Below are 481 nucleotides of genomic sequence, written 5' to 3' on the forward strand. Positions count from 1 at the left end.
TGCAGACTCGATTCTTACGGAATTGATATACTGGGTCAGGGTGGAACCGGTCAGCTTCTTATAACTGCTGGAAAGGTAATCTGGATTGTAATGGAAAATTTCTGCAATCTGGGCAACCGTTATGGCCTGTTGAAAGTTGCGTCGGATCCAGTCCTGAATTCTGTAGATGTGGAGAGGATCCTCCTTCGGTGCCAGAAGGCGGGAGGAAAACTCCCCGGCCAGTTCTAACAGCAGGGCGGTTAGAGAGTAGTGCAGCAGATATTCGGAAGCAGGATACCGTCTCTTGGATATATCGAGAAGCTGGGAATACAGGAGGGGAACCCGTTTGCCATGTGTGAGCGTACCGGTTTCAGGCACAATGTATTTTTCAGGCAGTGCCTGGCTGATTTCTGAAGGATACTCCGTCTGATTGATATAGACGGGAGGTTCCGGAACATGAAAATGAACCCAGTAATAATGCAGATATTCCGATGATTCCTGC

At 48.4% G+C, this 481-nt stretch carries 2 protein-coding genes; both read left to right on the plus strand.

Going from position 1 to position 481, the window contains the following annotated elements:
• The coding region (locus NE664_13585; GenBank protein ID MCQ4727664.1) for a hypothetical protein at window positions 1–228 on the plus strand (228 nt) is incomplete at its 5' end.
• 21 nt (window positions 229–249) lie between these two features.
• Complete coding sequence (locus tag NE664_13590) at window positions 250–393, plus strand: hypothetical protein (GenBank protein MCQ4727665.1); 144 nt, start codon at window positions 250–252, stop codon at window positions 391–393.
• The last annotated feature ends 88 nt before the right edge of the window (window positions 394–481 follow it).

This window comes from Anaerotignum faecicola (genome assembly GCA_024460105.1).
In the GTDB taxonomy this organism is placed as follows: Bacteria; Bacillota; Clostridia; order Lachnospirales; family Anaerotignaceae; genus JANFXS01.